Source organism: Psychromonas sp. MME2 (assembly GCF_040566515.1).
Classification (GTDB): domain Bacteria; phylum Pseudomonadota; class Gammaproteobacteria; order Enterobacterales; family Psychromonadaceae; genus Psychromonas.
Map to the genome: position 1 here is coordinate 499,562 of NZ_JBEWXI010000012.1, position 25,586 is coordinate 525,147.

24 protein-coding genes and 2 pseudogenes are annotated in these 25,586 nt (G+C 39.0%); 17 read left to right on the top strand and 9 right to left on the bottom strand.

Annotated elements, in window-relative coordinates:
- The first annotated feature begins 1 nt into the window (after position 1).
- Genes tmk through AB1A03_RS12855 form a run of 3 tightly spaced genes read left to right on the top strand, consistent with a single transcriptional unit; the run spans position 2 to position 2,466 of the window.
- Positions 2-667 (top strand): dTMP kinase, encoded by a 666-nt coding sequence (gene tmk, locus AB1A03_RS12845; RefSeq protein WP_354625028.1) that lies wholly within the window; start codon positions 2-4, stop codon positions 665-667.
- On the top strand, positions 660-1,694 hold the full coding sequence (gene holB, locus AB1A03_RS12850; protein WP_354625029.1) for a DNA polymerase III subunit delta': 1,035 nt from the start codon (positions 660-662) through the stop codon (positions 1,692-1,694). The genes tmk and holB overlap by 8 nt, the downstream gene beginning before the upstream one ends.
- A complete protein-coding gene (locus AB1A03_RS12855) occupies positions 1,684-2,466 on the top strand; it encodes a TatD family hydrolase (RefSeq protein WP_354625030.1) in 783 nt (260 codons plus the stop codon). The genes holB and AB1A03_RS12855 overlap by 11 nt, the downstream gene beginning before the upstream one ends.
- 187 nt (positions 2,467-2,653) lie before the next feature.
- Here AB1A03_RS12855 and AB1A03_RS12860 read toward each other — a convergent pair whose 3' ends face one another.
- The gene (locus AB1A03_RS12860; protein WP_354625031.1) at positions 2,654-4,111 is read right to left on the bottom strand and encodes an aminoacyl-histidine dipeptidase; all 1,458 of its coding nucleotides are present in this window, start codon (positions 4,109-4,111) and stop codon (positions 2,654-2,656) included.
- 434 nt (positions 4,112-4,545) lie between these two features.
- Between AB1A03_RS12860 and carA the strand changes: the two genes are divergently transcribed.
- The 6 genes from carA to AB1A03_RS12890 all read left to right on the top strand — a co-directional run bounded on the left by carA (position 4,546) and on the right by AB1A03_RS12890 (position 11,840).
- Positions 4,546-5,685 (top strand): glutamine-hydrolyzing carbamoyl-phosphate synthase small subunit, encoded by a 1,140-nt coding sequence (gene carA, locus AB1A03_RS12865; RefSeq protein ID WP_354625032.1) that lies wholly within the window; start codon positions 4,546-4,548, stop codon positions 5,683-5,685.
- A 41-nt stretch (positions 5,686-5,726) separates the two neighbouring features.
- Positions 5,727-8,957 carry a carbamoyl-phosphate synthase large subunit gene (gene carB, locus AB1A03_RS12870; RefSeq protein WP_354625033.1) on the top strand — a complete coding sequence of 1,077 codons (3,231 nt, stop codon included), beginning with the start codon at positions 5,727-5,729 and terminating at the stop codon, positions 8,955-8,957.
- A gap of 189 nt (positions 8,958-9,146) precedes the next feature.
- A complete protein-coding gene (locus AB1A03_RS12875) occupies positions 9,147-10,103 on the top strand; it encodes a methylenetetrahydrofolate reductase (protein ID WP_354625034.1) in 957 nt (318 codons plus the stop codon).
- Positions 10,104-10,190: 87 nt separating this feature from the next.
- Positions 10,191-10,967 carry a threonine/serine exporter family protein gene (locus AB1A03_RS12880; RefSeq protein ID WP_354625035.1) on the top strand — a complete coding sequence of 259 codons (777 nt, stop codon included), beginning with the start codon at positions 10,191-10,193 and terminating at the stop codon, positions 10,965-10,967.
- A complete protein-coding gene (locus AB1A03_RS12885) occupies positions 10,964-11,431 on the top strand; it encodes a threonine/serine exporter family protein (RefSeq protein ID WP_502945956.1) in 468 nt (155 codons plus the stop codon). Before AB1A03_RS12880 ends, AB1A03_RS12885 begins: the two co-directional genes overlap by 4 nt.
- A 64-nt stretch (positions 11,432-11,495) precedes the next feature.
- Positions 11,496-11,840 carry a PBPRA1643 family SWIM/SEC-C metal-binding motif protein gene (locus AB1A03_RS12890; RefSeq protein ID WP_354625036.1) on the top strand — a complete coding sequence of 115 codons (345 nt, stop codon included), beginning with the start codon at positions 11,496-11,498 and terminating at the stop codon, positions 11,838-11,840.
- A gap of 55 nt (positions 11,841-11,895) precedes the next feature.
- On the opposite strand, the gene AB1A03_RS12895 is transcribed toward AB1A03_RS12890, so the two are convergent.
- Entirely contained in the window at positions 11,896-12,885 is a 990-nt protein-coding gene (locus AB1A03_RS12895; protein ID WP_354625037.1) for a DUF2333 family protein, read from the bottom strand.
- Positions 12,886-13,117: 232 nt separating this feature from the next.
- Between AB1A03_RS12895 and folA the strand changes: the two genes are divergently transcribed.
- Both folA and AB1A03_RS12905 read left to right on the top strand, forming a co-directional pair.
- Positions 13,118-13,609, top strand: a complete 492-nt coding sequence (folA, locus tag AB1A03_RS12900) for a type 3 dihydrofolate reductase (RefSeq protein ID WP_354625038.1) — start codon at positions 13,118-13,120, stop codon at positions 13,607-13,609.
- A gap of 51 nt (positions 13,610-13,660) precedes the next feature.
- Positions 13,661-14,926, top strand: a complete 1,266-nt coding sequence (locus AB1A03_RS12905) for a diguanylate cyclase (RefSeq protein WP_354625039.1) — start codon at positions 13,661-13,663, stop codon at positions 14,924-14,926.
- A 114-nt stretch (positions 14,927-15,040) separates the two neighbouring features.
- On the opposite strand, the gene AB1A03_RS12910 is transcribed toward AB1A03_RS12905, so the two are convergent.
- Genes AB1A03_RS12910 through AB1A03_RS12935 form a run of 6 tightly spaced genes read right to left on the bottom strand, consistent with a single transcriptional unit; the run spans position 15,041 to position 21,341 of the window.
- Entirely contained in the window at positions 15,041-15,865 is an 825-nt protein-coding gene (locus AB1A03_RS12910) for a symmetrical bis(5'-nucleosyl)-tetraphosphatase (protein WP_354625040.1), read from the bottom strand.
- On the bottom strand, positions 15,866-16,678 hold the full coding sequence (gene rsmA, locus AB1A03_RS12915) for a 16S rRNA (adenine(1518)-N(6)/adenine(1519)-N(6))-dimethyltransferase RsmA (protein ID WP_354625041.1): 813 nt from the start codon (positions 16,676-16,678) through the stop codon (positions 15,866-15,868).
- An 11-nt stretch (positions 16,679-16,689) separates the two neighbouring features.
- Entirely contained in the window at positions 16,690-17,685 is a 996-nt protein-coding gene (gene pdxA, locus AB1A03_RS12920) for a 4-hydroxythreonine-4-phosphate dehydrogenase PdxA (protein WP_354625042.1), read from the bottom strand.
- Positions 17,682-19,004: a peptidylprolyl isomerase SurA gene (gene surA / locus AB1A03_RS12925; RefSeq protein ID WP_354625043.1), complete on the bottom strand. Its 1,323-nt coding sequence runs from the start codon at positions 19,002-19,004 to the stop codon at positions 17,682-17,684. The genes pdxA and surA overlap by 4 nt, the downstream gene beginning before the upstream one ends.
- 10 nt (positions 19,005-19,014) lie before the next feature.
- Positions 19,015-20,022: an LPS assembly protein LptD gene (gene lptD, locus AB1A03_RS12930; protein WP_354625044.1), complete on the bottom strand. Its 1,008-nt coding sequence runs from the start codon at positions 20,020-20,022 to the stop codon at positions 19,015-19,017.
- The gene (locus AB1A03_RS12935) at positions 20,001-21,341 is read right to left on the bottom strand and encodes an LPS-assembly protein LptD (RefSeq protein WP_354625045.1); all 1,341 of its coding nucleotides are present in this window, start codon (positions 21,339-21,341) and stop codon (positions 20,001-20,003) included. The genes lptD and AB1A03_RS12935 overlap by 22 nt, the downstream gene beginning before the upstream one ends.
- Before the next feature lie 221 nt (positions 21,342-21,562).
- Here AB1A03_RS12935 and djlA point away from each other — a divergent pair.
- The 5 genes and pseudogenes from djlA (at position 21,563) to AB1A03_RS12960 (ending at position 24,041) form a co-directional block, all read left to right on the top strand.
- Positions 21,563-22,364, top strand: a pseudogene (djlA, locus tag AB1A03_RS12940) (co-chaperone DjlA).
- 39 nt (positions 22,365-22,403) lie between these two features.
- A pseudogene (locus AB1A03_RS12945) lies at positions 22,404-22,887 on the top strand (DUF2937 family protein).
- Positions 22,888-23,013: 126 nt separating this feature from the next.
- Positions 23,014-23,304 (top strand): hypothetical protein, encoded by a 291-nt coding sequence (locus AB1A03_RS12950; protein ID WP_354625046.1) that lies wholly within the window; start codon positions 23,014-23,016, stop codon positions 23,302-23,304.
- Positions 23,305-23,343: 39 nt separating this feature from the next.
- The gene (locus tag AB1A03_RS12955) at positions 23,344-23,814 is read left to right on the top strand and encodes a 2,3,4,5-tetrahydropyridine-2,6-dicarboxylate N-succinyltransferase (protein WP_354625047.1); all 471 of its coding nucleotides are present in this window, start codon (positions 23,344-23,346) and stop codon (positions 23,812-23,814) included.
- 44 nt (positions 23,815-23,858) lie between these two features.
- Positions 23,859-24,041, top strand: coding sequence for an LbetaH domain-containing protein (locus AB1A03_RS12960; RefSeq protein ID WP_354625048.1), 183 nt, complete (start codon positions 23,859-23,861; stop codon positions 24,039-24,041).
- A 131-nt stretch (positions 24,042-24,172) separates the two neighbouring features.
- Here the strand turns inward: AB1A03_RS12960 and AB1A03_RS12965 are convergent, their stop codons facing one another.
- The gene (locus tag AB1A03_RS12965; RefSeq protein ID WP_354625049.1) at positions 24,173-24,628 is read right to left on the bottom strand and encodes a DciA family protein; all 456 of its coding nucleotides are present in this window, start codon (positions 24,626-24,628) and stop codon (positions 24,173-24,175) included.
- 101 nt (positions 24,629-24,729) lie between these two features.
- On the opposite strand from AB1A03_RS12965, the gene AB1A03_RS12970 reads away from it, so the two are divergent.
- The gene (locus AB1A03_RS12970; protein WP_354625051.1) at positions 24,730-25,581 is read left to right on the top strand and encodes a M23 family metallopeptidase; all 852 of its coding nucleotides are present in this window, start codon (positions 24,730-24,732) and stop codon (positions 25,579-25,581) included.
- Positions 25,582-25,586: the final 5 nt, after the last annotated feature.

Consider the following 25,586-nt stretch of genomic DNA (forward strand, 5'->3'; position numbering starts at 1 on the left):
TATGTCAACGTTAGATAAGTTAGCCAATAAATTTATTGTGATTGAAGGTCTTGAAGGCGCTGGAAAGACCACTGCCATTAATTATGTTGCGAAATGGTTGGCTTTACAAAATATCCCTGAGAATAAAATAGTTTATACTCGCGAACCCGGTGGCACTGAGCTTGCTGAAAAAATCCGTGATATTGTCAAAATGGATATCGATGGTGAATTGCTTGACGATAAAGCCGAGCTACTGCTGATGTACGCTGCGCGAGTGCAGCTTGTTGAGCATTTGATTAAACCGGCTTTGGCAGAAGGAAAAGTAGTGATTGGTGATCGTCATAATTATTCATCACTTGCCTATCAAGGTGGTGGGCGAGGCATTGATTTACAGCTAATTAAAGAGATTAAACAGGTTGCCCTAGGTGATTTTGAAGCGGATTTTACCCTCTATTTAGATATTGACCCAGAACTTGGTTTAAGTCGCGCAAAAGGGCGTGGTGAATTAGATCGTATTGAGCGACAAGCGCTTGATTTTTTTCAACGAACACGCGACGTTTTTAACGCTTTAGTTGATAACGATCCAAGCGCTTACCGCATTGATGCGAGTCAAACGCCTGAATTGGTCGAAAAAGCCATTTTCTTACAGTTGGATAACTGGTTAACGAGCCTCTCTGACTATGATTGAAACAGTGAATAATCAATTTGATTTGGTTTCCACTTCTTGGTTAACCCCTGCTTTCCTGCAATTAATAAATACCTACCAAAGCGGGCGTTTTGCTCACGGTTTATTGTTCACTGGTAGTGCGGGCGTGGGTAAATTTAAGCAGGCGAAAAATTTAGCGCAGTACTTACTTTGTAGTGATAAACAGGCCCATGGAGCCTGCCAAGCTTGTCATTCTTGTAAGCTTTTTTTAGCACATAATCATTTAGATTTTCATTTTCTACACAATGAAAATAACTCCATCGGTATTGAGCAAGTCAGAGGTCTCATCGCATCCTTGAATGAACGCCCCCATCTTGGTGAAAATAAGGTCGTTATTATTAAAGATGCGCATTTGTTAACGTCCTCAGCTGCGAATGCGTTACTGAAAACATTGGAAGAGCCGCAGGGGAATAGTTACTTGATTTTGCTCGCTCGTACGCATCATCAACTGATGCCAACGCTGCTTAGTCGCGTGCAACATACGCATATCCATACGCCCGATGATGTGACTCTGTTAGCTTGGTTAGCCGAGTTGGGCTATATGGTTGACGATATTGGTCTGTTACGCTTATTTCAAAATAGTCCATTAGCATTGTTAAATCATCTGCGCAATATTGAAACTGGGCAGAGTGAGGATGAACGTAAAAATTGCATCGAGGGTATCTTTGCACTATTAAATCAACCTGACACGCTATTTACATTTAGTCACTATTTGGCTGAAGCAGTTGAGTCACGTCTACAACTGTTATTTCACCTTTTCCATGATCTACATAAATTAAAACTACTTGATTCAGCACTTGACCATGATGCTATTTACAGCTTTGCGTTGCCCCAATTACAAATATGGCAGCGACAAATTAGTTTGAAAAGCTTGCGTTATATAAATAATGAAATATTGCATACGCGTCACTTACTTGTATCACATGCAGCGGTGAAGAAAGAGTTACTTATCAATGCATTGTTAATAAAAATAAAAAATGAATTTATGGAGCCCGATTATGTTGGTTGATTCTCATTGCCATCTCGATGGTTTAGATTATAAAAATAGACATAAAGATCTTGCCGATGTGGTCAGCAAAGCGCAAGCGCAGGGGGTTAATCATCTCTTGAGTGTTTGTGTGGAATTGAAAAAATATCCAGCAATGGCGGAATTGGTTGCCCCTTTTGCAAATATTTCCAGCTCAGTGGGGATGCATCCACTGCATCAAGATGAAGTAGTTGATGAGGCATTACTCTTAAAATATGCCCAAGATGAAAAAGTAGTCGCGATAGGTGAAACGGGGCTCGATTATTACTATTCGCCCGATAACAAAGAAGCACAGATAAGTTCTTTTCGTTGTCATATACGGGTTGCTCGTGCGGTCAATAAACCTTTGATTATACATACACGAGACGCTCGTGAAGAGACCTTAGCTATTTTGCAAGAAGAGGGGGCTGCAGAGGTTGGAGGGGTTTTACACTGCTTTACCGAATCGCTACAGATGGCACAAACTGCAATGGAGTTGGGCTTTTATATCTCGGTTTCTGGCATTGTTACCTTTAAAAATGCAAAGGCGCTACAAGCTGTGATCAAGGCTATCCCACTGGATCGTTTGTTAGTGGAGACCGATTCCCCCTACTTAGCTCCGGTGCCACACCGTGGACAAGAGAATGAACCTGCCTATACGCGCGATGTCGCAGGATTTGTCGCTAATTTAAAGGGCATCTCTTTAGCAGAACTAGCACAAGTAACAACACAAAATTACTTTAGGTTATTTGCAACCGCTAAGCAGTGTAATTAGAATTTTTAGAAGGAAGTCGTTGAAATTATCCTCCTCGATTCTCTGAAAATCCCTTAAGCATCTCTATTTTGTGCTATTTATTCATTGCTTTGAATTAATAAAAATCACTCAAATATGTTTCGTTCAAAGGGAGAAACACCCCTTTGAACGTTTTGCTTTAAGATTTAGTTACTACCAACTAATACTGTTAGTCTAGCGCTTTTAACGTCGCTAAAAGTAGCTGCCAGTAGTTATCTACGCTATTAATATGTACTTTTTCTGCAGGACTGTGTGGAAATTTAATCGTGGGACCGAAGGAGATCATATCCCAGTGAGGATATTTATCGCTAAATAAACCACACTCTAGTCCAGCATGAATGACCATTGTTTTCGGTGTGCGATTAAATAGCGCAAGGTATTGCTCTTCCATTACTTTATAAATAAGCGATTTTTTATTCGGAGTCCAACCCGGGTAGTTGCCCTCCTGTGTTACTTGAGCTGTATCAGATTTAAATTGTTGTGTGATTTTATCAGCAAGTGCGTATTTTTCAGTTTCTATTTGTGAACGAACTAATACCTGAATATCGAAAAATTGGTGATTGTTATGGCTTTGTTTAATGACCCCTAAATTCGATGAGGTTTGTACAACATTGGCAAAGTTTTGATCCATAGTAAATACGCCATTGTCACAATTTCGCAAGCTATTTAATAAGTTATCCTGACTTTCATGGGTTAGTACCGATGCAGGCAAATCAATGGATGAAATCGATAATTGAATATCTTCATCACTGTGTTGATATTGATTGGTTAGTGATGCCTGTAAACTATTAATAATAATCTCAAGGCTATTTTGATATTGTTCATCACAAACAATTACAGCACTGGCTTCACGAGGAATCGCATTGCGTAAACTACCTCCTTCAAAGGAAGCGAGATTAAATGGAATGGCATCGAAATTAACGAATTGGTCGGCTAATATTTTAATCGCATTACCACGGTCTAAATGAATATCACAACCGGAATGGCCTCCCTTTAGCCCGCCTAATGTGATTTCAAATGCTTTTGCCGTTGGCTCTGACTCCATTTTTTCATAGGCTAGCGATATATTAACATTGATACCCCCTGCACAGCCTACATAGAGTTCTCCCTCTTGCTCTGAATCAGTATTGATTAGAATTTTGCCCTTTAGAGACTCTGACTGTAAACCAAAAGCTCCAGTCATACCGGTCTCTTCATCGGTTGTTAATAGTACTTCGAGTGGGCCGTGCTGAATATTGTCGTCTGCTAATACGGCGAGGCAAGAAGCCATACCGATGCCGTTATCGGCACCTAGTGTTGTGTTATCGGCGTGTAACCATTCCCCATCAATAATGGTTTTAATCGGATCTGTTAAAAAATTATGTTCTGTTTGTCTGTTTTTTTGTGGAACCATATCTAAGTGTGCTTGCAGAATAACTGGCGTTTTATTTTCATACCCTGTGCTGGCAGGCTTAGATAAAATTAAATTCCCGATAGTGTCCTGTTTACATGTGATATTATTTTTTGCAGCCCAATCGATAATCCAAGTGGCTAACGCTTGTTCATGTTTAGATGGGTGTGGAATCGCACAGATGTTAAGAAAAAATGACCACAATGGCGCAGCTTTAGTTTTTTGTAATTGTTGCATAGATAGGCCTTATGTTGATGAAAAATGAATATCCATAAATTTTATCGGTGTTTCAATGAGATATTTAAAGGTAGAATTAATTGATATAGATCAAGTGCAATATTTTATCAATTTTCTAAAGGAATCGACAGTGTCAGAAGATAATTTTAAAGACCCATACTCAATTCGTTATTTTTTAGGTTTTTTGCTCGTTATGCTTATTCCAACTTTACCTGCTACATTAACATTAATTAACGTCTTTTCTTAGTTAATAACTCATAGAATTTTTACCTCGTTTAAGATTTTTTTACGAAAATTAAAAATTGATTGGTCAATTGTGCGTAAGATCTATAAACTGTCGCGAATTTGCCAAAATTTATGATATCTGGTGAAAAATGCTTTGCATGCCTTCATCAGATACATAAAATTTATTTTTTGTTTTCACGGAGGTTATCTTGAGTCATTCCGCCATATTGGTATTGGAAGATGGAACAGTGTTTAAAGGTGTTTCAATCGGCGCTGATGGGAATTCTGTTGGTGAGGTTGTTTTTAACACGTCAATGACGGGTTACCAAGAAATTCTTACTGATCCATCCTACGCACGTCAAATCGTTACTTTAACTTACCCCCATGTCGGCAACACTGGTACCAATGATGAAGATGAAGAATCATCATCTATCCATGCTTGTGGATTAATTATCAGAGATCTTCCCTTACTCGCTAGTAATTTCCGCAGTCAAGCATCATTGAGCGATTATCTGAAAGCGCATAATGTTGTTGGTATTGCTGAAATCGATACACGTAAGTTAACGCGTATTTTACGTGAGAAAGGGGCGCAGTCAGGTTGCATTATTGCAGGGGAAAATATTGATGAAGCGCTTGCGTTAGCTCAAGCCAAAGCATTTCCAGGCCTAAAAGGAATGGATTTAGCGAAAGAAGTGACTACGGATAAAATATATCAATGGGCACAGGGTAGTTGGACGTTAACGGGTGGTTTGCCTGCAGATATTATTGATGCTAAATACCATGTTGTTGCATTCGATTACGGTGTTAAGCGTAATATTTTACGTATGCTAGCTGACCGTGGTTGCCGCATTACCGTTAACGTTCCAGCACAAACTTCCGCTGCCGATGTACTTGCACTTAATCCTGATGGTATCTTTTTATCCAACGGCCCTGGCGATCCTGAACCTTGTACCTATGCAATTACTGCGATTCAAGAGATTTTAAAAACGGCTATTCCCGTTTTTGGTATCTGTTTAGGCCATCAATTACTTGCTTTGGCAAGTGGTGCGAAAACTCTGAAAATGAAATTTGGCCATCATGGTGCTAACCATCCAGTAAAAGATTTAGATCGTGGCGTTGTTATGATCACCAGTCAAAACCATGGTTTTGCTGCTGATGAAGCGACATTACCTGCAAACTTACGTGCAACGCATGTATCATTGTTTGATGGTTCACTACAAGGCATACATCGTACCGATAAAGCGGCATTTAGTTTCCAAGGGCATCCAGAAGCAAGCCCGGGTCCACACGATGCAGCACCATTATTTGATCACTTCATTGATTTGATCGAACAGTACAAAAACGCCTAGTTAATCGGATACATAGAACCAGAATAGAAAGGTAATTTCAGATGCCAAAACGTAATGATTTAAAAACCATCCTAATTATTGGTGCGGGGCCGATTGTTATCGGCCAAGCCTGTGAGTTTGATTACTCAGGTGCTCAAGCATGTAAAGCCTTAAAAGAAGAAGGCTATCGTGTTGTATTGGTTAATTCCAACCCTGCAACGATTATGACCAATCCAGAGATGGCTGATGCAACTTACATTGAGCCTATTCATTGGCAAGTTGTTGAAAAAATTATCGCAAAAGAACGTCCCTGTGCTGTTCTGCCAACGATGGGTGGACAGACTGCACTTAACTGTGCGTTAGAACTTGAAGCTAAAGGTGTTTTAGCTAAATATAATGTTGAAATGATTGGTGCAACAGCCGATGCTATCGATAAAGCAGAAGATCGTAGCCGTTTCGATGAAGCAATGAAAAAAATAGGCCTTGAGTGTCCACGAGCTGGTATTGCCCATTCAATGGATGAGGCCTACAAAGTTTTAGATATGGTTGGTTTTCCTTGTATTATTCGCCCTTCTTTTACGATGGGTGGAACCGGTGGCGGTATCGCCTATAACAAGGAAGAATTTGATGATATCTGTTCAAATGGCCTAAATCTTTCTCCTACTTCTGAATTGCTAATCGATGAATCTTTAATCGGTTGGAAAGAGTATGAGATGGAAGTGGTTCGAGATAAAAACGATAACTGTATTATTGTTTGTTCTATTGAAAACTTTGACCCAATGGGTATCCATACGGGCGACTCTATTACGGTTGCCCCTGCACAAACATTAACGGATAAAGAGTATCAATTAATGCGTAATGCTTCCTTAGCGGTATTACGTGAAATTGGTGTTGAAACGGGTGGTTCAAACGTTCAGTTTGGTATTAACCCTGCTGATGGCCGCATGGTGTTAATTGAGATGAATCCTCGTGTATCTCGTTCTTCTGCATTAGCATCAAAAGCAACGGGCTTCCCTATTGCTCGCATCGCGGCAAAACTTGCCATCGGTTATACTCTTGATGAGTTACAAAATGATATTACTGGTGGCAAAACGCCAGCATCTTTTGAGCCCACTATCGACTACGTTGTTACTAAAATTCCACGTTTCAATTTTGAAAAATTTGCCAATTCTAATGACCGTTTAACAACGCAAATGAAGTCTGTTGGTGAGGTTATGGCTATCGGTCGTAACCAGCAGGAATCACTGCAAAAAGCACTACGTGGTTTAGAAGTTGGTGCTGATGGTTTCAGCCCGATGGTTGACCTTAATGATCCCGATGCAAAAGATAAAGTATTATATGAGCTACGCGAAGCGGGTGCTGAACGTATTTGGTACATCGGTGATGCATTCCGTTTAGGCATGACTATGGATGAAATCCATAATATCACAATGATTGATAATTGGTTCTTAGTACAAATTGAAGATCTGATTAATGAAGAGAAGAAATTGTCTGAAGGTGGGTTACGTTTACTGGATGAGACATTATTAAAACGTCTCAAACGTAAAGGTTTTGCCGATAGTCGTATCGCAAAAGTGGTTGGTGTTTCTGAAACCGAAATACGTAAGTTGCGTGAGCGTTTTGTACTACATCCTGTTTACAAGCGTGTGGATACCTGTGCTGCTGAATTTTCTTCGGATACAGCTTACATGTACTCTACCTATGATGAAGAGTGTGAAGCGAACCCTACTGACAATGAAAAAATCATGATCATTGGTGGTGGCCCTAACCGTATCGGCCAAGGTATTGAATTTGATTACTGTTGTGTACATGCTGCTCAAGCGCTGCGTGCAGACGGCTATGAAACGATTATGGTTAACTGTAATCCTGAAACGGTTTCCACCGATTTTGATACATCGGATCGTCTCTATTTTGAATCTATTACCCTTGAAGATGTATTAGAGATAGTACGTGTTGAAAATCCTAAAGGTGTGATCGTGCAATACGGTGGTCAAACACCACTTAAATTAGCGCGTGCACTTGAAGCGGCTGGTGTACCTATTATTGGTACTTCACCAGAAGCTATTGACCGAGCTGAAGATCGTGAGCGTTTCCAACAAGTTGTTGAGCGTTTAGGTCTAAGACAGCCTGAGAATGATACGGTGACAACGCTTGATCAAGCGGTTGCTTCAGCAAAAGAAATTGGCTATCCCTTGGTTGTTCGCCCTTCCTATGTATTGGGTGGTCGTGCCATGGAAATCGTTTATGACGAAGTTGATTTACGTCGCTACTTTAAAGAAGCGGTTAGTGTTTCTAATGAGTCGCCTGTATTACTGGATCGTTTCTTAGATGATGCTATCGAAGTCGATATTGATGCTATCTGTGATGGTACCGATGTGGTCATCGGTGGGATTATGGAGCATATCGAACAGGCTGGCGTGCACTCAGGTGACTCCGCTTGTTCCTTGCCTGCTTATACATTAAGTGCAGAAATTCAAGATGAGATGCGCGGTTATATTCATCACTTAGCATTAGAATTAGGTGTGGTTGGCTTAATGAATACGCAATTAGCCGTTAAAGACGACACTATTTACATGATTGAGGTGAATCCACGCGCAGCGCGTACTGTTCCTTTTGTTTCTAAGGCAACAGGCGTACCCATTGCCAAAATTGGTGCGAGCGTAATGGCTGGCAAAACACTCAAAGAGTTAGGTATTACAAAAGAAGTTGTACCACCTTATTATTCAGTAAAAGAGGTGGTCTTACCCTTTAATAAATTCCCTGGCTCAGATCCAATTTTAGGCCCTGAAATGCGCAGTACTGGCGAAGTGATGGGAGCGGGTGATAGTTTTGCTGAGGCTTATGCAAAAGCCGAACTGGCATCGATTAAAGATGTGCCGACAATCGGTCGAGCGTTACTTTCTGTTCGTAACAGCGATAAAGCCCGTGTTGCTAAACTTGCATTGAAGCTGATAGATTTAGGTTATGCAATTGATGCCACTGAAGGGACTGCTGAAGTACTTAAAGATGCCGGTATTTATGTACGTACTGTTAAGAAAGTACATGAAGGCAGACCACATCTTTTAGACCGTACTAAAAATGGTGAGTATACTTATATGGTAAATACAACTGAAGGGCGTATTGCTATTGAGGATTCGCGTCAACTTCGTCGTGCTGCTTTACGTTATAAAGTAAATTACACCACTACGCTAAGTGGTGCATTTGCAACGTGTCAAGCACATCTTGCCGATCCAACGGCGGATGAAGCAACGGTTAATTCAGTACAAGAGTTACATCAACGTATTATTGGTTAATATTCTTTAATCACTTAATCGTGAAAAGGCTATCCAGCAGTGGGTAGCCTTTTTTTTATCTGTGATTTATATATCAATTGTTATAACCATCAAAAAATATTTTTGATGGCAACAAGTTGATTTCATTTGTGCTATAGATATGCGACAATTTTAGGATCTAATTTCATCTGTCAGTTTAGAGTAGCCTTTATGTATAAGTCGATATTAAAAAGTAAATCCAGCGATCCAAAACTAGGGGTCTACTTCATAGGAACCACTCCACCGAAACAAGATACAGACATCGAATTGGTTTCGGGTATCGCAGATAAACTATTGCAACGTTTAGAATGCATTGATTATGACGGGTTGATTGTTTATGACATTCAAGATGAAACATCTCGCATCGAAAAACCGAGACCATTTCCTTTTAAATACACGCACGATTCAAGATTATATTCAAAATTATTACATGATAAATCAGATAAGCCAGTGATCACCTATAAAAGTGTTTCTCAACGTGATGCAGCAGATTTTTCTCGCTGGTTATCGGATGCATGGCATCAGTTTTCGGTTCGAGACATTGTGTTGGTTGGTAGCCCATCTTCTGAAGGTGAGATTAAACTTTCATTAAATGATGCCTATCAAACATTAAAAGCGCATCGTTCTGAGTTTCATCTCGGTGGGGTGACGATTGCTGAACGCCATTTGAGTAAGGGCAATGAACATATACGTATGATTGAAAAGGAGCATCAAGGATGTGAATTTTTTATCTCGCAAGCGGTTTATAATGCTCAGGCAACGATTGATCTTCTTACCCGTTACGCAATGCAATGTAAGAGTCTAGGTATACCGCCTAAACGTGTTATTTTAACTTTCTCACCCTGTGGCAGTGCTAAGACATTAGAGTTTATTGAATGGCTAGGGATTTCGGTGCCTGAAGCGACCAGTCTGCGTATTTTACAAGCAGAGAACCCTCTCAAGGAGTCGTTACTCATCAGCCGTAATAATTTCGAGCAAATTTTACAAGCTTGCTTACCCCTTGATATTCCACTCGGGCTAAATATTGAGAGTTTAACCAATCGTAAAGAGGAAATTGATGCGGCTATTTTATTATTTAAGTTACTCAAAGCAACATTAGATTTAAAACTTGCTGAGTCTCAATTATAATTTGGTATTATTTTTTATGAAACAAAGTCTCCTTTTTACAATATTTATCATTTAATGTAAGCGTGATTTTCATCGTAAGGGAATATAATGAACTTAACCCGTGAAGGACAAACCGAGTTAACGCGCATTGCGGTTAAAGCGGGGCAAATTTTACTTCAACATGGTGCTGAAAGCGGGCTTGTTGAGCAAATTACGCAACGGATTGGTGTCGCCTTAGGGGCGCAAAGTATTGAGCTTTCTGTTAGTAGTGATGCGATTGTTATTACTAGCTTATTTGAAGGCAACTGCATAACAACCACGCGCCGTTGCTATGATCGCGGTATTAATATGCACATGGTTTGCGAAGTTTTACGTATTTGTGTAATGTTAGAAAAACAGTTATTAAATGCAAAAGAGGTTAAGGAGCGTTTAGCTCGTTTAGAACCCTATAAATATAACCGCTGGGCTGTGGTGGTTATGATTGGTTTTTCCTGCTCTAGTTTTAGTTATTTTTTCGGTGGTGACCTACCTGTCTACATCACCACATTTATTGCCTCTGCCTGTGCAATGACACTGCGTCAAGAGTTGGCCCATCGTCACCATAACCCCTTTGTCAATTTTGCATTAAGCGCATTTTTAGCAACGACGATTGCTAGTCTCGGTGCTATTTATCAAATTGGTGCGAAACCGGAACTCGCGATGGCCGCTTCTGTCCTCTTATTTGTTCCTGGATTTCCATTAATCAACGCTGCATCGGACATGCTTAAAGGGCACATTGGCACCGGGATTGCGCGTTGGGTTTTTGCAACATTATTAATGATTAGTGTTTCTCTAGGCATTATTGCCTCTATGTCAATCACAGGCGTATCGGGGTGGATAGCATGATGGAATTATTAACATTTTTTTTGCTTGATGCTTTGATGGCTAGTATTCCCGCCGTGGGATTTGCGATGGTTTTTAATGTTCCCCAAAAAATGCTTGTTTATTGTGCCATTGGCGGGGCTTTTGCACACAGTTTACGTTTTTTACTGATGCATTTTGGCATCCCTATCGAGTGGGCTACCTTAGTGGCTTCGACGAGTATGGGTTTTTTAGGCTTATATTGGTCAAGAAAACGTTTAATCCCTCGTCCTGTATTTACTGTGGCTTCGGTCATTCCAATGATTCCCGGTAGTTTCGGATTTACGACACTGGTTGGTATTTTTGAATTACATACATTGGGCTACAGTTTACAATTAATGCAGGTGGTTGTAGAAAATGGTTTACGTACTTTATTTATTTTAGGGGCATTAAGTTTTGGATTAGCGATTCCTTCAATACTGATTTATCGTGGACGACCTATCGTTTAAATTAATACATTGTTTCTATTTTAGTGTAAGCTTCGCGCTTATTTATTTCTCAGCAGGATTGACCATGTCAGACAAGTTCTTTTTTAAAGGTAGAAAAGAAAAAAAACCAAAACATGCAAGTTATGGTTTTAATACAAAACGTGTTGTTAAAATAGGAACAGAAGAGTCACCATTGACACTGACTGTTAATAGTGAAAACCGTCGACAAGAAGTACTGGGAATTGTTGAGCAGCATGGGCTTTTTGCTAATATTGAAGTTAATAGTGATGTTGCTGAAAATATTATAGAGTTACAAGGTGTACTAAATAAACCCAGCACAATCACGTTTGCGAAAAAGCCTAATCGTAATGATCCATGCAGCTGTGGAAGCGGTAAAAAGTATAAAAAGTGCTGTGCATCAGCTGAATGATATTGAGTTTTAAAGCCGTTATTTTTTACGGCTTTAAAACTTTACCTGTTATTGATTAACCTTGCGTGAGTAAAGCGCGTAAATCAATGAGTGCTGCATTAGCACGCGATATATAATTTGCCATCACTAATGAATGGTTCGCCAGTAAGCCAAAACCACTACCGTTTAAAATCATTGGGCTCCAAACCATTTCCTGCGTTGCCTCAAGGTCTCGAATAATCTGCTTAAGGCTCACTAATGCATTTTTCTTTTTCAGCACATCTTCAAAATCAACTTCTACGGCTTTTAAAAAATGTAAAATAGCCCACGCAGCACCACGACTTTCATAAAACACATTATCAATTTGTAACCACGGTGTTTTCACCATCTCCTCATCAGCAGTTTTTGTCGCTTGTTTAGCTGTTGAATCACCGGCTAATTCTAAATTAAATCTATCTTGTCCTACGCTAGCACTCAATCGGTGGGAGATAGAGCCTAATCGTTTATCTACTTCTCTGAGCCATTCATTCAAGTTATCAGCACGAGTGTAAAATTGCGCATCTTTTTCATTGTGTGAGACTAATCTTATGCGATAACGTTTAAGGGCTTTAATTGCATTTGCATACTCACTCTCAGCACTGGGTAGCATCCAGTTTTTATGTGATATGTTAAGTTTACTTTGTGCGATTTCTAAATCTTTATCACCCGTTGACTGTGACTGTGAGCGGCTAAAGTCTAAGCGCATTGCTAATGCTAAATCACGTACCTGCTCCAATACACCATATTCAAAGGAGGGCATATTATCCATAAATACGGAAGGAGGCGTAATATCATTAGATAAAAAACCGCCAGGCTTGTCGAGTAACCAGCTTGCCATATCAATTAACGTCGTGGTTGTTGTGTAACCTGTTACGACTTCATGATTTTGTTCTTTGGCAATGGCATTGGCTCGAATGCTGACATCATAACTTTCTGGCATCCAGCTCTCCCAAATCGAGACTAGCCAGAGTAAAAATACTAAAACGAGTAAAGTGGTTAAGATGGTCTTTTTAGATGGAATTGTCATTATTAACTCCTGCCATTGAGGGCAATAAAATATTTGTTAAAAAATTAATCTCTGCAGTATATTCAGCTATATAATTTTATGCCAGTATCCATTGGTTTTTAGAGTAAAAAGTATTGATACAGAGAGAATTACTCCTTTTTTATGGTAACCTGTTATCAATACCAAACCAAATGCCAAGTGTGCGTTAATGTCTCTATTGGCAATGGGGCAATGATAAAAAATAAGGATTGATATGATTATTTCGATGATAGCGGCAATGGCTAACAATCGTGTGATCGGTTTAGATAATAAAATGCCTTGGCATTTACCCGCTGATTTACAATTTTTCAAACGTATAACCCTAGGTAAACCAATTATTATGGGACGCAAAACTTTTCTCTCCATTGGTCGTCCGTTACCAGGGAGGCTCAACATCGTTTTGAGCCGTGATAAAGGCCTTGATATTGAAGGGGTCACTTGCGTGCAAACGTTACAACAAGCGTTAGCACTAGTAAAAGATGAGCCGGAAGTCATGATCATTGGTGGGGCGACTATCTATGAGCAATTTTTATCTAAAGCGCATCGTCTATATCTGACTTTTATCGATTTAGATGTTACAGGCGACACCTGTTTTCCTGATTATATGAAAAATGCAACTTGGATTGAAACTGAGCGTGAAATACACGTTGCAGACGACAAAAACAACTATAATTATCAATTTGTGACGTTAAATCGTAGCGTATAAAATTTTTTATTGCTGATGGCATTGATATTGCCAAATAGGAGTCACGTATTTATGACACAAACGCCGAATAAATACATTTTAGTTGTTGAAGATAGTCAAATGTTTACCCGTATGTTAACTCGCAAAATTGAATCTGTAGACCAGTTCGAAGTGATCGCTGTGGCTAGTTTTAATGAGTTGAAATTATTATTAGCGGAAAATAGGCATACATTTTTTGCTAGTTTATTAGATGTTAATTTGCCTGATGCACCGAATGGTGAAGTTATCGATTACGTGTTAGATCATAACATTCCTTCGATAGTCTTTACCGGGAAATTAGATCAACTCTTTCGTGATAATATTTATAAAAAAGGGGTGGTGGATTATATTTTAAAGGAGGGGCCTGCGAATGTTGAGTATGTTATTTCATTATTAAAGCAATTGTTACGCAATCAAACTAAAACGATATTAATCGTTGATGACTCAAGATCTGTTCGAGGCTATATTAAACATCTCCTATCTATTTATCAGTTTAATGTACTCGAAGCAGAGGATGGCGTTGAAGCGCTACACATATTGAAAGACAATCCTTCGATCAGCTTAGTGTTAACTGATTTCAATATGCCTAATATGGATGGCGTTGAGCTAACCAAACATATTCGCCAACTCTACAGTAGCCAAGATTTGGCAATTATAGGTATGTCAACATATGGTAATAACAAGCTTTCAGCCCATTTTTTAAAAATAGGTGGTAGTGACTTTATTAACAAACCTTTTTTAGAAGAAGAGTTCTTTTGTCGCATCAATCAAAATATGGAGCTACTTGAACATATTAGTGAATTACAGTACTTAGCTCGCTGTGATTATTTAACTGGATTATATAATCGTCGCTACTTTTTCGAGCAAAGTAAAGAGTATATCAAGCAGAAAAAAGATGGTAAAAGGGCTGCAGTTGCTATTTTAGATATCGATTTTTTTAAAAAAATAAATGATACCTACGGGCATGATGCTGGTGATCTAGTGCTAAAAAAATTAGGCGTGATACTCCGTAATGAATTTGCTGATGGTGATGTAGTTGCGCGTTATGGTGGTGAAGAGTTTTGCTTTTTATTGCCCGAACATTCTCCAGAGCAAGCATTGCAGCGTTTTGAAAATTTGCGTAAACAGATAGAAGATCAAGCGTTTATTTTATCTGATGGGCATTCATTGAAAGTGACTTCCAGTATAGGTGTTTATATTGGTAGGATAAATACGGTAGAAGATGCGCTAAATGTTGCCGATAAAGGACTCTATCGGGCTAAAGAAAATGGTCGTAATCAAGTTGTTTTAGGTCAGTAGTATTCCCATGCTACTTCTAGATGATAAAGTATTTGAGGTGACATGGGGATAGTTACAGCAATCAATGATCGCAATACTCAACTGCCCCATAAATAGGTTATCTAATTAAAGGTATTAGCTACTATAGACTGGGCAAGAGAGAGAAAATATTTTTTTATCTTGCCAGCGCAGCATGGTTAAACTATTCCCCCAAACACAGCCTGTATCTAAGCCATAAATTCCGGGTTTATTGGTTTTACCTAATAGCGCAGCCCAATGACCAAAAACGATTTCACAGCGTTTATCTAAAGTTTCTACCTCAAACCAAGGAACAAGTTGATTCTTATCCTCTATTTGTTGTGGGGCTAGTTTACAGCCAAAGTCTAAGGAGCCATCTGCAAAACAGTAGCGCATACGTGTAAATACATTAACTGCAAAACGTAAGCGGTCAATTCCCTGTAGATCCGGTGACCAGCTTTGTGGTTGATTACCATACATCTCTTTTAGAAATTGTGGGTAATGGTCACTACGTAATTGCTGCTCAACTTCCTGTGCCAGTTGTTCAGCTTCTGTGAGCGTCCATTGTGGTGAAATACCCGCGTGCACCATGATGAAGTTAAATTCAGGGTGACGAAGCAAGAGAGGCTGCATACGCAACCAATTTAGTAGTTCATTACGGTCATGCGCTTTTAATAATCCAGATAGTTTATCTTTCTTATTACTGCTATGAATGCCTTGATCAATTGCCAGTAAATGTAGGTCATGATTGCCTAATACCACCTTGGCACAAGGGCCAAGGTTTTTAATAAAACGTAATGTTTTTAATGACTTAGGTCCGCGAGCTATAATATCACCCGTTATCCAAAGCTCATCTTGTTTAGGTGAAAACTGAACCAGTTTAAGTAAAGACTTTAGTTCATCATAGCAACCTTGGATATCACCAATAATATAGGTGGCCATCTATTGCCCTGCTTTTAAATCATTAACATAATTAGCGATTTTTACATACTCTTCAACGCTAATATTTTCCGCACGTTTCGTTGCGTCAATACCTATCTCCTGCATCTGTTCGACCGAGAGTATGTCGCGCAGGCAGTTGCGAATAGTTTTACGACGTTGATTAAAGGCCATAGAACAGACTTGATTGAGTGTTTTCATGCTATTAGCGATGAAAGGTGGTGTGTCGTAGGGCTCAAGACGCACTACTGCTGAATCAACTTTTGGGGCTGGTTTAAACGCTGTCGGTGGCACTTCAAGTACGGGAATAATACGGCAGTAATATTGAGCCATAACGGTTAGACGACCGTATGCCTTGCTATTTGGACCCGCACAAAGACGGTTAACCACTTCTTTTTGTAGCATAAAATGCATATCTTTTATTTTATTGGCATACTCAAAAAGATGAAACATTAATGGTGTTGATATGTTATAGGGTAGATTACCAAAGACGCGCAATTGTTTACCCTCTTGGGCAAGTTGGCCAAAATCGAATTGCATCGCATCTGCTTGGGTAATTTTTAATTTTTTGCTTAATATAGGGTGTTGTTCAAGTCTAATCGCCAGATCACGGTCGAGTTCGACCACATTTAAGCAGTTGACTTTAGCGGCAACAGGTTCGGTTAATGCGCCTAAACCGGGGCCAATTTCGACGATATTATCATCAGCCTGTGGGGCAATGGCTGCAACAATCGAATCAATAATATAATCATCATGTAAGAAGTTTTGCCCGAAACGTTTTCGCGCCGTATGCCCTAAATGGGTTTTGTCATTCATATTTATATGCCTTAACTTTTATCTTTTTGTTGACTGTGACTCATTGTGATTGCTTCATTGACCGCACACAAGAGGCTACCAGCATCAGCTTGGCCTGTTCCAGCAAGATCTAACGCTGTACCATGGTCGACAGATGTTCGAATAAACGGGAGTCCTAGGGTAATATTGACCGATTTGCCAAAGCCTTTATATTTTAAAACAGGTAAACCTTGATCATGATACATAGCCAAAACGGCATCAGCATCCTGCAGATATTTTTCTTGAAAAAGTGTATCTGCGGGTAAAGGTCCAACTAAATCTATATTTTTTCTGCGTAATTTATCCAATGTTGGAATGATGGTATCGATCTCTTCTCTACCCATGTGTCCACTTTCACCGGCGTGAGGATTTAATCCACAGACGTATATTCGTGGATTATCAATCCCATATTTTTGTTTTAATTCTGCATCTAAAATAGTAATTACTTCAGATAGACGTGTTTCGGTGATGGCATTAGGTACATCTTTCAATGGTAAGTGAGTGGTAACTAATGCGACTTTTAGCCCTGTAGTGGCAAGCATCATAACTACAAGATCCACATCAGCTTGCTCAGCAAAAAATTCGGTGTGGCCGCTAAAGGAGAAACCTGCATCATTGATGATTCCTTTATGAACAGGTGCAGTCACTACCGCGGAAAATTCACCTGATAAACAGCCTTGACTCGCAAATGTGAGTGTATCTAAAACAAATTGTCCATTTTCTACGTTAAGTTGACCGGGTAATGATCTTGCTGCTAAGCCTATATGGGCAACGGTCAATGTTCCTTGCTGTGATGCATATGCTGCTTGATTTGCGTCATAATCAATTAACTTAACATCTACATTAAGAGCCTTGGCACGGTCTATTAATAACGCTTTGTCAGTACAAATAACTAATTGTACTGGCCACGCTTGTTGAGCCAGTTGTAAAATTAAATCTGGGCCAATGCCGCTTGGCTCTCCTGCGGTAATGACGATACGATTAATCATTTTACAGCCTTAATCATATAATCTGGATCCATAATTTTTATATAAGCTTCTTCACGTAATTCATTGAGCCAAACGGCGGCTTCGGCAGGGAAGCGTTGTCTATATATAATTGAGTAGGCTTTTTGTTTGGTCGCTTGTTCTGTGGTGTCAGAATCTCGTCTATTCATTACTTCAAGAATATGCCAGCCATGCATTGTTTTAAAGGGTTGACTGATCTTGTCAATCGGTAGTGATAATGCTAAATCTCTAAACTCAGGAACATACATACTTGGATTAGACCAACCTAGATCTCCTCCTTTGATTGCTGACCCTGGATCCTGTGAATACTCTCTGGCTAATTGGGCAAAGCTTGCTTTACCATCAATAATTTCCTGACGGTATTGAGTTAACAGCTCCTTAGCTTTTTCATCACTGAGAATGATATTGGATTTAATTAAGATATGACGAGCATTAACCTCGGTGGTAATAACATTAGATGAACCTTTTTTATCGACAACTTCAATGATATGTAACCCCATATTACTGCGAATGGGGCCGATAATATTGCCTTTTTTGGTTTTAATATCATCAAAGGAATCAGCAAATAGAGTTGGAATTTCATTAATTGTTCGCCAGTCCCAATGTCCCCCTTCGAGCGCTCTCGGTCCCTGTGAATATTTCACCGCAAGGTTGGACATATCTTCGCCATTTTTAATGCGAGAGATCAACTCATTAGCTTGTTTGGTGAGCGTTTTTTCTTCCTCAACGGAAGCATTTGAGCTCATTCGTAGCATAATATGAACAAATTTAAATTGCGTATTTTTTTCTCCATGCTCGTTAAGTTTTTCAACCATTTGGTTTACTTCTTGATCTGAAATATTAATTCGACGGCGAACCTGCATTTGACGAACTTCATTGATCGTTAACTCTTGACGAACATCATCAACAAAAGCGCTATAACTTTCACCTTCCTTTTCGAGCTTTGCCTGTAATTGTGCGACTGTCAGCCCTTGTTCCTTTGTTATTTCTTGGATAGTTTGGTCAAGTTGAGCATCATTGATACGTAGGCCGATACGTTCGGCAATTTGCAGTTGCAAGCGATCATCAATCAGCTTATCTATAATTTGTTTTTGTAATTCTTGATCAGAGGGCATCGCGGCTTGTTCATTTTTATAATGCTTATGAACAGATAAGCGCATGCGTTTAACATCACTTTCTAAAATGACCTCTTGATTAACAATAGCTTCAATGCGATCAACTTGTACTTCCTTGGCTAAAACAGCAGGAATGGTTAATATTGAGCAAGATAATGCTAAAGCTAAATTTTTTATTATTTTCATTTTTTTTCCGTTATTGTAAGTAAAAAGGGCGACCATAATTGAACAGCCCATCACTAGTGTCGCTATCTCCTGCACCACCTAATCCCATTAACTCAAAAGTAAAACTAATCGTCTGTTCGGTTTCATAATCTTCACCAATAGTGTCTAAGCTCCCGTAGTAAGGTAGCATGTGGTTATCATAAGTTATTCCGAAAGCCCAACAACAAGATTGATATTTTATACCGACGATTTGTTCAAAAATATGATTATATTCAAAATCATAGTAATAGCTGGCAAAGGTACTCCATTGGCTGTTAATTGCCCAGTTTACCTTACTACCGAGTTGTTTAACGATACCTGCGACTTCATCAAAGCGGTCATCATTTTTAGGTTTGGCAATATAGCGGTAGTTTAGTTGTGCATAGGTATCGTACAGCCAACGTTTTTCAAACGTTGCATTGGCTTTATCAATGATATTGTCATCGGCATTCCAAACTACTCCGGAGTGGAAAAAATATTGGTCATCAAAGTTGATATCAAATTCACCAATAATAGATGAACGATTTGCAGTTTTTGATGATGATTTTTCTTCTGGCAATCTGGTCTTCGATGGATCGAAATAATAATTTTGCCCGATTGCAAAGCGCATTTTTTGCTCACCCTGTGGATTTAAAAAACTGCTCGACACCCCGACTGTGATTTGATTGGCATCAGCAATACGATCATAACCTGAATAGCGGTTATCGCGAAATAGTCCGTAATAATCGAGTTGCATTTTAGTTGAATCATAAATACCAATATTGTCTTGATTTTTATAAGGCACATATAAATATTGAATTTGTGGTACCAGTGTTTGTTTATATTGCCCACCAAAAGCACTAAAATAACGCTCAAAGTTGATTCCCGAGTTAACTTTAAAAGAGGGAATATAGCGATTGACATTATCATCTAGCTCATTATACCAAGTTTCTTTATTGCTCTGTGGTAAATCTTGGTTATAGAACGTAGCCATATACTTTAATTCTGTGTTGATAAACATTGAATTGTAATAAAGCGGTAAGGTGAGTGTCGGCTCGAGATGAACACGAGAGCCGGATAAACATCATCATCATTATGGTCAAATTTTGTCATTTCTGAATACCAATCAAATTGTAAATTTTGCCAATCGATCGGCTGATATGCGCTAAAAGCGAGTTTAGGCTCTACGATGTGCGGGGTGTCACCGTTTCCTAATATTTGAAATTTTCGCACCTCTAATTCGCTATTCCAGTTACTTTCGCGATAGCTTATTTTTCCTGTCTGTAATAATTGGTTATCACTCTGAGTCCCGTAATTGGTATTAATATCACTGAAGTAATAGTCGTCACTGACTTTGGTATAATCGGCGCTAAAATGCCAATTTTTAGCAAAATTACCAGCATGGTCAAAATGGTAAAGGTAGCGTGAATCATCACGGATCCTATCATTACTGAGGTTTTCTGCATGTAGTGTACCTGTACCAAAATCAAATAGGTAACGATATTCCGTCGCCAGTAGTGTACCGCGATCAGTCATATATGTCGGTGTAATTGTGGCATCCATGTTCGGTGCAATATTGATATATAAAGGTTGAGTAACAGTAAAGCCATTGGTTTCAGATATTTCATAATTGGGTAGCAATAATCCCGTTTTACGCTTATCTGATATGGGATAACTTATATAGGGAAAATAGAACACGGGAACATCTTTCACTCGTAGAACCGCATTATAGGCGGTGCCCATATCATTTTCATTATCAATATATAGAGTGCTTGTATCAAGTGCCCATGTATTGTCTTCTGGTGGGCAAGCACTGTAAGTTGAATTGTTAAATTCATAGAGATTTAACCCATTATCATAAATGCGCTCTGCTTTTCCTCGCCCTCCTTGACCGTGAAATTGATAATCAGCATTGTATAAAGTTGCTTGCTTCGTTTCTAATTGTGATTCAATCTTATCAGAGTAAAGTGTAACACCTCCATCGACATAGTTTACATCGCCCTCAGCAGTGATTGTATTTTCATTTTTTAGATAGGTTAATTTATCTGCGGCTAAAAACTTATCCCCCTGTGTTAGGGTCACTTCATCTTGGTATAAGTATTTATCGGAATAACCAAACGCTTGACGGGCGTTAATATTGACCGGTGTTTCTTGGCTAGACAAAGGGTTAGTATCTTTAATTATAGGGGGAACCATGCGGTAACATTGAGCAAAGAAAACATTTTTGTCACGTGTACTCAAGTTTGTTTGGCTGATTGATTGATTGGTATTACTTGGCTGCTGGGCATATGCCAAAGATGCAGGTAGAAAAATAATCAGTAGAGGGAAAAGTTTTAACATTTACAACTCACAATAAGTAGCTTGGACGCTGAATACACAAAGCGAAAATATCTCAAAGATTGGGGGGCTATGATAGAGCAAACTTTATCTTGCTCCAATCTTTGTTCTCTATTAATAGGTTAAATTTCACTATTTTGCGTAAAAAATTAGCCAAATTGTTAATACTTAGTCAAAATAGCGATGATTTTTTTACTCTCTATCATTTATAAGGTTTTACCGTTATGCGTATTTGGGGAAAAATACTAGGTGGTTTTTTTGGTTTTATGTTCGGTGGTGTGGTTGGTATGCTACTGGGTATTTGGCTTGGCCATCGTTTTGATCGCGCTATGACCATGAATTTTAATATTCAAAATGGCTTATTTGCGAATATGGCTAGTAGCCAAGAGAGACAGAAAAATTTCTTTGACACGACTTTTTCCGTGATGGGGCATCTTGCAAAAGCGAAAGGTCAGGTCACTGAAACAGATATTCAAATTGCGACCGCGTACATGGATCAAATGCGGTTGCAGGGGGCGGCTCGTGCACAAGCTCAAAAGTCATTTGCAGCGGGTAAAGATTGTCATTTTCCGTTAAAAGAAAAATTAACTGAATTTGTGCAAATGGTTCGTGGTGATCGCAATGTTTTGCAGATGTTTTTGGGAATTCAAATACAGGCCGCTTATTCAGATGGTGAGTTTCACCACAAAGAGAAAGAAATTCTTTATATTATCGCCGAACATTTAGGTTTTTCTCATTTTGAACTAGACCGTTTATTACAGATGTTTGAAGGCCAACAGCATTTTCATAATACCCAGCAAAATCAAGGGGCGAGCGAAGAGGATTCCTATAAAGTGTTGGGGATTGAGAGTAGTGCAACAGATAAAGAGGTTAAGCGTGCTTATCGCAAGTTAATGAGTTCAACATCACCCTGATAAGCTCGCATCGAAAGGTTTACCTGAAGAGATGATGACGATGGCAAAGGAGAAAACGCAAGATATTCAACGTGCCTATGAAACATTACGTAAAATTAGAGGATTTAAATAAGTGCTGATTCGCCTGATTAGATCCTATAGCCTGAAGCTAGTGTTTGTCTCTTCGCTGTTATTAGCGATACAACTACCTAATTTTCTTGCCCAGTATGAAACACGTTTAGATGCACACTTACTGGAAGCAGAAGGTCAATTAGTTAAATATCAAGCACTCGCAGATTTTTTTTGCAGGTGATATCAATGCCTTAATTAAAAAGCATCAACAGAGTAGTGTTGCGTTATTTGAAGCAGAAGCTTCTATTGTTGAAGAATTGGTAGCGCGAGTCTCCTATTTAAAAAACCAACAAAACGCCTTACAAGGTTCGTTAGTTTCACGCTTGTTCTACCTCCTTGGGGAAGTGAATCATCCGTTGTTTTTAGAAACAGAGGATAATTATCGCGCTGAAATTGCCTTAAATAAAGAGGCTATAACAGTAGGTATTGCCTTTGCACTATCTGTGACATTAACCATAGATTTGCTATTTATATTCCTTACTTCTCTAGTTAGGCGTAAAAGGTCTGTACACAAATTAAATTGATTTAATGAAATTTAACAATTAATTGTTTTGTTTTGCATTTATCCCTTTAAATCTGTGATCTGCTTCTTTATTATGGCAGTTATAACTATTTTGTCATATTTCGAATTTAAAAAATGGAGTTAATTCATGTCTACATTTGCACTTGCTTTTGGCAGCGCTACTAAAAATCGTGATCAGAAGATTATAGAAGCATTTTTTCCAAATCCTCTACTAAATCCAAGTGATGATCTTGTTGCCGTTATTGCTGCCCTAGTTGGCTATGATAATGGTAATAAAGAGTTTACTATAACGGCGCAATTAGCAGAGCAACTAGCGGCTGCTTTTAATGGTGTAAATGATACTAAAAATGCGGATTTTGCAATTGCGGCTGCAAAATCGGCACAGCCATTGATCTTGGTTATTCTTGAAACCGATTAAGCCCCCACTACCGTAGCTCAAGGTTATCTTAAATTACAATTGATTTCACATCGTCTGGTGAAACCTCATGGTATCGTTTTAGATGGCATTTTTGGCATATTGCACAATATTGCTTGGACAAACAAAGGTGCGATTGATCTACCTGAGTTAGCAGATCGTCAAATTGCTGCTCGTCTAAATGGAGAAGTTATTACCGTTGATTGTGTTGATAAATTCCCTAAAATGGTTGATTACATTGTACCGTCAGGTGTGCGTATTGCGGATACATCACGGGTTCGTTTAGGTGCACATGTTGGTGAGGGTACAACGGTAATGCATGAAGGTTTTATTAACTTTAATGCAGGTACAACCGGCGTAAGTATGGTTGAAGGGCGAATTTCGGCTGGCGTAATGGTTGGCGAAGGAAGTGATATTGGTGGTGGTGCTTCCATTATGGGTACGTTAAGTGGTGGTGGTAAAATGGTTATTTCGATTGGTGAAAATAGCCTGCTGGGTGCCAATGCCGGTTAGGTATACCGCTTGGAAATCGCTGTACCATTGAATCTGGTTTATACGTGACAGCGGGCTCAAAAATTAAATTATTAGATAAAGAAGGGAAAGAAGCTGGATTTGCGAAAGCAAGAGAGCTCGCTAATAAGGATGACTTATTATTCCGTCGTAACTCAATGACTGGACAAATTGAATGTTTAGCTAATAAGAGTGCGGTAGAACTTAATAGTATGTTGCATTCAAATTAAATTGATTGAATGGTCGAAATATCTTTGTCAGGCGCTAGCGCTCTGTAGGGCAAGGAAAATAGCACCAATCAGCAATAATCTGCGTTGTTATAAAATCTCAATGTAAAATAAAAGGGGCTTTTTAGTCCCTTTTATTTATCTTGGCTATAGCTTGCTAGTGAGCGCAATGCAGCCTGTAGCTCAGGTTCTGCATTATCAGCCATCGCTATAAATGATAGTGCCACATCGTGCGGCATTTTACTGGCGCGTTTAATGGGCCTGTGACGTTTTTTAGTGTTGTTTGTTACGCTCGTGGTCAGATTAGGGTTTACTTTTATTTTTATCTCAAGAAGACCGGGTATCTCCTGACGCATTACGCTAAGTAACTCACTGCGCATAAATTGTAAGCGAATTAACCACGTTGCGGTGGGGATTTCTATAAGCAAGCTCGCATTTTGTAAATAAGCTACTCGACAGCCTTCTATATTATGTTGTTTCAAATAGCTTTGTAGTAAACTATTGAGCTTCGTGATTAGGCTCGTGTCAGGCTTTAGGTTACTTTTTTGCAAAAGCAAAGAAATAGCTTTAGGTTGTCGGGTTCTATTCATTTAATTCATCAACAGTGATTTTAAGTATTATGAGTATAACGATTATCTATTCAAAGGAGGAAACGAATCACTCGTTTTCGTTTACAAAAAATAGAATTCTGGTGAGTTTTCTTCTTTTTGTCACCTTATTAATAGGATGTGCTTGGTTTATACAATCTTATTACCAAAGCCAATTAAATCAATTTAAATTAAGTGCAACAAATAATCGAGATGTTAGTAAAGATCAATATCTAGCGCTCATTGAAGCACAAAGTAATGAGAAGATTGGCGTATTAGCTGATAAAATAGCGAATGTAGAAGCACAAATTAATCGCTTAAATGCATTGGGGGAGCGTGTTATTGATAAATCGAATTTACCCAAAAAGGAATTTGATTTTGATACCTCTTTGCCTATTGGCGGCCCAAATATAGATCCAGTCGGGCAAAGTTCTCAGTTTGTTCCCCTGTTGGAATACATTGAAAATATTGAGCTACATCTCGAAAATCAACAAAAGCAGCTTGTACGTCTTGAAATCGCCTTAAACAATCTCAATCTCACTAAGCAACTGTATATTTCTGGCCGCCCAGTCAAAGGGAAAGGCTCATGGATATCTTCTCCCTTTGGTACTCGCAAAGATCCTTTTACCGGAAGAATGACTCGGCATAAAGGTGTTGATATTGCCGGGTATAGTGGTATGCCAATTATCGCCACCGCAGCGGGTGTTGTGACTGATTCTGGGAAAAAAAGTGGTTATGGGTTTATGGTTGAGATCCAGCACGGTAATGGCTTGGTAACACGTTATGCGCATGCTAAAAAGTTAAAGGTAAATATTGGGGATGTTGTTAAAAAAGGGGACATCATTGCGGTGATGGGGAGTACAGGACGTTCTACGGGGCCTCATGTGCATTATGAAGTATTAAGAAATGGGATGAGAATCAATCCAAATTATTATATACAAAGAACGACTGGTTGATATTT